This is a genomic window from Nonomuraea rhizosphaerae, from assembly GCF_019396405.1.
In the GTDB taxonomy this organism is placed as follows: Bacteria; Actinomycetota; Actinomycetes; order Streptosporangiales; family Streptosporangiaceae; genus Nonomuraea; species Nonomuraea rhizosphaerae.
The window spans coordinates 1-6374 of record NZ_JAHKRL010000144.1; the positions used below are offsets into that span (position 1 = coordinate 1).

Here is a 6374-nt window from a genome sequence, read left to right on the forward strand (position 1 = left end):
CGGCCGCGGAGGGCCTTTGGCTGCACGCGGCGAGCCCCGTCGCTCAGGCGACGGACCCGACCTCGGCCGCCGAGGCGGCCAGCCGGCTCTTCGCGATCTACCGTGAGCTGGAGGCCAACCCGATGACCGGCCACCCGCGCCTGCGCCTCGCTTTTCCCTCGAGCAGTCGCCGCGCCGTGGAGAGCGCGGTGGCGCAGATCGGCGCGGGCACGGACTTCGCCGAGTCCATCGAGTACGCCGAACGCGGCCCAGACGCCGCAGACCTCGTCGCGCACCTGCATAACAAGCTTGCTCACCCGCGCGCGGCCGTCTGGTGGCACGACACGGCGATGCGTCTGTTCGCCGGCCGCGGCTCGCTCAGCCGACTGGCGAGCATCCTCAGCGGCGCCCATGACGAGGTGAGCGGGCTTCGTCACCCGCGCACCTCCGAGCGTTCGGCCATGCGGCTGTGGAGCTCGGCCGACCGGGTGCCCGATCGGGTGGAGCGCGGCGAGGTCGTCGTCGCCCGCCCCGACGCGAGCCCGGACGACCTGCGCAACGGCATGTTCGCGCCGCGAGCGGCCGTGCTGGAGCGGGCGCTAAAGAGCGTCCCCCGCTGGCGGGAGCGCGCCAGCGAGGGCGACCTCTCGGTGATGTGGCTGGGCGGTGAGCACGGATCTGGCAAGAGCGTGCTGCTGCTGACCCTTCTCGCGCACCTTTACGCCACCGGCATCGGGCCGGTGGCTTGGCTCGGCAAGCGGGTCGACGGCCTCCCCCAGGCGCTGAAGTGGTTCGCCGAGCTACCCGGCGAGCGCGGGCCGGGCGTGATCGCGATCGACGACCCCTACCTCGCCCAGCCGGGGGCCGGAGCCGACGCTCCGTGGCTGGCCGCCAGGGAGCACGGCGGGCGACTGCCGCTGGTCGTCTGCAGCGGCCCGCCCAGCCAATACCGGCGTTTCGTCGAGGATCTCGGCGACCTCGTCACCGTGACCCACGTGGAGGTCCCGCCCTGCGACTCCGATGAGATCGAGCAGCTCGCGCAGTGGTTCGAGCTGCGCACCGAGCACCGGCCGGAGCACGAGGGGATGGAGAGCGAGCTGCCGTTCCTGCTCCTGCTGCAGTGGTGGGAGAGCGCCCACAACACCGTGATCGACTCCGATCATGCGCGTCCCTTCGTCGACCGGTTCCGCCGCATCGTCCGTCATCACGAGCAGCGCTGCGGCCAGCCGCTGGCGATCGGGCTTGAGGAGCTCATCAGCCGGATGGCCGCCATGAGCAGGTACGAGGTGGGCTATCAGAACGACGTCGTCTCCCTTCTCCTCGACGAGAAACGGCTCAAGCTCCTGCCCGACCTCTACATGCGGTGCGAGCCGGACGGCCAGTCGGAGTCCGGCACGTGGCGCATGCACCCGAGACTGGCTCGGATGATCTTCGATGGGTGGTACCCGCCGGAGAGATTCGCCAAGGACCGTGCCAGGACGATCCGCGAGTGCGTGGACGACCTGCGCGGCTGGAGCACTGAGCCTGCCCAACGCAACGCCCCCTTGTGGACGCTGGCCAGAATCGCCGCCGAGGACGACGGCCTGGAGCACGACGGCCTGACCGGCGAGCTGACCGCGATCTACCAGAAGGTGCTGCCCGAGGCCGTCCGGGTGGGCACCGAGCACTGGGAGTGCTCCGACCTGCCTGTATGGATCGAGCTAGCGGCCCGTTGCCCTCAGGTGGAGTTCCTGCCCCACCCAGTGGACCTCGCGGCGCGGGCGCTCGCCGAGAGCGACCGGACCAGCACCGGCTACCGCCTCACCTGTCACAAGCTGCTGCAATGGGCCCGAGCCGTGCCCGCCGAGCAGGAGCGGGCCCGCGAGCCGGTGATCGACGCGCTGATCCGCGACCAATCCTGGCCCGGCTGGGGACACGTGGCGCAGGAGTCCCTGCGCATCCCCGGAGTCTCCCCCAGGCTGCTCTCAACCGTGGAGGACTATCTCACCAGCAGGCCCTTGCCACCTGGTGAGCTCGCCCTTGGCCTGGTCCACGCCACTCCGGACGCCGAACTGGCCGATCGCCGCGACCGGTTGGCCAAGGTGCTCCCGCAGATGCCCGGCAACGCGGGCTGGGCCAAGTTCGTAAGCTGGCTCGTCAGGAACGCGCGGCGGCACGACGACTCCCTGCGCGCCGCGCTCGCCTGGGTCGAGCGGCACCGCGCCTCGCCGTTCGCTGGCATGCCGCTCGGCCTGCTGCTGCGCCTAGCCCACGGGCAGCCCATGGAGCTCAAACAGGAGCCCGTCCCGGCCCCGGCATGGCTGGCCGCGAAGAGCAGGACGATCGACCAGTGGGCCCGTGACTGGATCACCGACTGGTGCACCGCCCCGTGGGCCAACTACGTACTGGAAGGGTTGGTGACCCAGGAGTCCCCACATGTCTCAGCCCGCCTCTGGAACGACTGCCTGCGCTGGATCGACAGCGACCGCGGCGACCCAAGCATGCTCTTCGAGCTGGTCGTCAACAACAAGCTGGCCGATCACCCGCTCTGCGAGCGGCTGTGGAGCTGGCTCGAGTCGGGACCGCCGCTGCAGTCGGCGGGCAAGGTCTGGGAGCTGCTCTGGAAGCGCGGCGGCGACGAACGGTTGCTCCGCCTGGCCCGATCGTTCCTGCGCTCGTTCCTCCACGCCGACACCGGGTGGTCGCACATCTGGTCGCAGGTGTGGGCAGTCAAGGAGCTTCGCGACGAGGAGCTGGCGGCGTTCGCCACCACCTGGACCGAGCTGCACCTTAGCGCGCCCTCTTGGTCGTACGTCTGGGAGCCGCTCATCATGGAGCATCCCACGCCCGAGCTCGTCGAGCTGGGCCTGCGTCATCTGGAGAGCACCCCGTCCGCCCGCCCGGGGTGGATCGGCATCTGGCACCAGGCGCGCAGGCAACTGCGCCGGACCGGCCGGGACAAGGAGGCCGAGAGCAGGCTGTTCGCCCTGGCGGACCGCTACTTGGACGGTGAGCGAGGCGGCGGGGCCGAGTGGAGCGGCATCCGGATCTGGGCGGAGCGCGCCCAGGGCGCCCCGCTTAACTGGCCCTACTTCCAGCTCGGCATGGACTGGCTGACGGAGGTGCGCAGTCGGGATCTGGTCGCATATCCGTCGCTGCCCTCGGTCTGGTTGCGTCTGTCTCATGCTTACCGCCGCCAAAAGCTGCCCGGCTGGTTCGCTGACGCCGGGCTGCACGTGCTCGGCCAGATGCAGCCGAGTTCCCGGCTCTGGCCGAAGGTCGTGCAGCAGGTCCGCCACCTCGCGGGAGACAAGGCGCTGGACTCCGTACTGACGGCATTGGCGCGCGAGCCAGCCAGCACGGACCTGCTGCCGCTGGTGGTCAAGCAGTTCGGCGACGTGACGCCGGTTCCGAGGCCGCTGGTCACCCGGATTGTGGACTGGCTGGAGGCCGCCGCCGACCGGGACAACTCGTGGAAGCAGCTGTGGCTGATCGCCAACCAGCACGCCGGCGAGGATCTCTCGGCGCGCGTACAGGCTCTGAGCGGGATCGACGGTCCCGCGCCCGTCCAACAGAAGCACGAGATCGACTACTGGCTGACCGTCTGGGAGCAGTCCGCGGACAAGGACGGGCTGGTGAACCAGTTCGAGGCGGACGCCGAGCAGACCCGGCTAAACGCGGGGACCGTGCGGATCTGGCGTACGTGCCTCGAACACCGGCCGGGCTCCGAGGCACTGATGGATCTGGGCCGCAGCTGGCTGGCCGCGCCGCCGCCCCACCCGAGCGGGGGCGAGCTCTGGGCGGACGTGTGGCTGGAGATCCAGCGCCACCACCCCGACGACCTGTCCCCCGCCATGGCGCTGGGCAACCTGATCACCTCGCAGGAGATCGACGACGAGCAGGTCATGCTCATCGTGAGGAAGATCCTGCGCAGGGAGGAAGAGCTGGGCGGCCGGGTCCGGCGCTCCCTGAGCGGTCAGCTCCTGCACATGCCACCCGACAGCTCACGGTGGCTCAGCCTGTGGGAGGCCGTGTGGCTGCCGCAGGACACCAGGCTCGGCGAGATCGCGAAACGCCAGATCATGGCTGGTGGGGACGATCCACGCCTGGCTTCCGCCTGGCGACACCTGTGGCGCTCGGCCCAGCCGCCCGACCTGGCGGAGGTCGGGGTGGAGCTGTTGCGCGCCCGGACGCCCGCCGATCGCGCCTGGCTCGGGCTGTGGCTGGCCCTTCGGGAGGCGCCCGAACCGGTGCCCGGACTCGACGAGGTCGTACGCGCTCAGCTCGACGGGGCGGACGCCGTCTCCCGCGAAGACGTGGCCCTGTGGCAGGCCGCCGTGCTGGCGAACCCCGCCGACGACGTGCTGGGCAGGTACGCGGCGCTATGGTTCACCCACCACGTTGAGGAGGACGGCTGGAGCGACATCTGGCCGCGTGTCTGGCAGGCCCGTCCCGGTGACCCAGGGCTGCGGGAGGCCGCCGTCGCCTGGCTACGGAGCCATCCGACCTCGAACGCCCTGCTCCGCATCGCGCTGGCGGTGCTCGGACACGCGCCGGACCCGGAGATCACGCGGCTGGTGCTCGACCGGGTCACAGCCGAGCACTCCCCCGACAGCTACGACACCCTGATCGCGCTGCTCGACTGCGGCCCCACTCCGGAGACGACAGCCGCGGCCGAAACCTGGCTGGTCAACGAGCTGGCCCGGCCCAGACCAGCACTGCGCAACTACGGCGATCTGTGGCTGCGCTGCGAGCCGAACGACCGGCTGAACCTGCTGGGCCTGCGGTGGCTGGGCCGGGTCTTCGCCATGCCGGGATGGCGCCTCGACCGGTGGATTCCCATCTGGAGCCGGCTCTGGGACGCCGAGGTGGACCGTCCCCGGCTGCTGGAGCTCTACACCGCCCAGGACGGACGCAGGCTGGCCGGCAACCGCGAGTGGGCGGACCAGGTGCAGCGCCGCCTGCTCCGCAGCGGACAACTGCTAGGTCGCAAACCCAGACGCGGACGCTGAGGAGCATGCAAAAGGGGCGGCACACCCGGCACCAGGGTGTGACCGCCCCTTCTGGAGTGAAACGCCACGCTGGACGTTTCGGTGACGCTTTCGCGAAGTGGTGTTACTTCACGGTGACGGTGGCGCCGGCGCCCTCGAGGGCAGCCTTGGCCTTCTCCGCCTGCTCCTTGTTGACCTTGCCGTCGAAGACGTTCTTGGGAGCGCCGTCGACCAGGTCCTTGGCCTCCTTGAGACCCAGGGACGTCAGGGCGCGGATCTCCTTGATGACCTGGATCTTCTTCTCGCCGGCACCCTCGAGGATGACGTCGAACTCGTCCTGCTCCTCAGCGGCGGCGGCCTCGCCACCACCGGCGGCGGCGGGGGCGGCGGCAACGGCGACCGGGGCGGCGGCCTTGACGTCGAACACTTCCTCGAACTGCTTCACGAACTCGGACAGCTCAAGAAGGGTCATCTCCTTGAAAGCGTCGAGCAGCTCGTCGGTGCTGAGCTTCGCCATGATGTTTCCTCCGTATGGAAATTGCGATAACTAGGAACGGGACCGCGGGTGATGCGGCAATCCCCGTACTACTCGCCGGCCTCGTCCTGCTTGGCGCGCAGAGCGTCGGCCAGCTGGGCCATCTTGGTGGGCAGCGCGTTGAACATCGCGGCGGCAGCGTTCTGCTTCGCCTTGATCGCGCCGGCCAGCTTCGCGAGGAGGACCTCGCGGGACTCCAGGTCAGCGAGCTTGGTGATTTCAGCGGCGTCCAGCGTCTTGCCGTCGAGGACGCCGCCCTTGATCACCAGAAGGGGATTGGCCTTGGCGAAGTCACGCAGACCCTTGGCCGCCTCGACAACGTCGCCGTTGACGAAGGCGATCGCGGTCGGACCGGTGAGCAGGTCGTCAAGACCCGCGAGACCGGCCTCGGTGGCCGCAATCTTGGTCAGGGTGTTCTTCGCCACGGCGAACTTCGCATTCTCACCGAGAGAGACGCGCAGCTGCTTGAGCTGGGCGACGGTGAGACCGCGGTACTCGGTCAGAACGGCGGCGCTGCTGCCCTCGAACTCGCTCTTGAGCTCGGCAACCGCTGTCGCCTTATCCGGCCTCGCCATGGGCCTCCTTCCAGATGTGCCACCGGCGAAGGCCCAGAAATGAGAACAGCCCCGGGCGCAGGGCGCACACGGGGCTCACAGCGGACGGATCCGCACGAGAAACTCGTATCACACCTGCGCGGGCCGTCCACACGAGGTGGATCCTTCGGTCGCCAGGTTTTGAGGCACCTGACGACGACCGGCGGTCTTCGGCAACGACCAGAGTACGTGCTGTCCGCCGACTTTCCAAATCGCGGCGGCGAGCGACTTCCCATGTGACGGGACATGTGACGGGACACGCGCGTGGGCGGCGACCGTTCGCCGGTCGCCGCCCAC

General features: G+C 69.6%; 3 protein-coding genes. 1 reads left to right on the top strand and 2 read right to left on the bottom strand.

All coding sequences use genetic code 11. From position 1 onward, the window contains the following. Nucleotides 1-4970 (top strand): hypothetical protein (locus tag KME77_RS07015; protein ID WP_219463125.1); only part of this gene is annotated, 4970 nt, incomplete at its 5' end. A 103-nt stretch (nt 4971-5073) separates the two neighbouring features. Here KME77_RS07015 and rplL read toward each other — a convergent pair. Both rplL and rplJ read right to left on the bottom strand, forming a co-directional pair. Continuing rightward, on the bottom strand, nt 5074-5466 hold the full coding sequence (gene rplL / locus KME77_RS07020; RefSeq protein ID WP_219463127.1) for a 50S ribosomal protein L7/L12: 393 nt from the start codon (nt 5464-5466) through the stop codon (nt 5074-5076). A gap of 68 nt (nt 5467-5534) precedes the next feature. After that, entirely contained in the window at nt 5535-6059 is a 525-nt protein-coding gene (gene rplJ, locus KME77_RS07025) for a 50S ribosomal protein L10 (protein ID WP_219463128.1), read from the bottom strand. Nucleotides 6060-6374 lie beyond the last annotated feature (315 nt).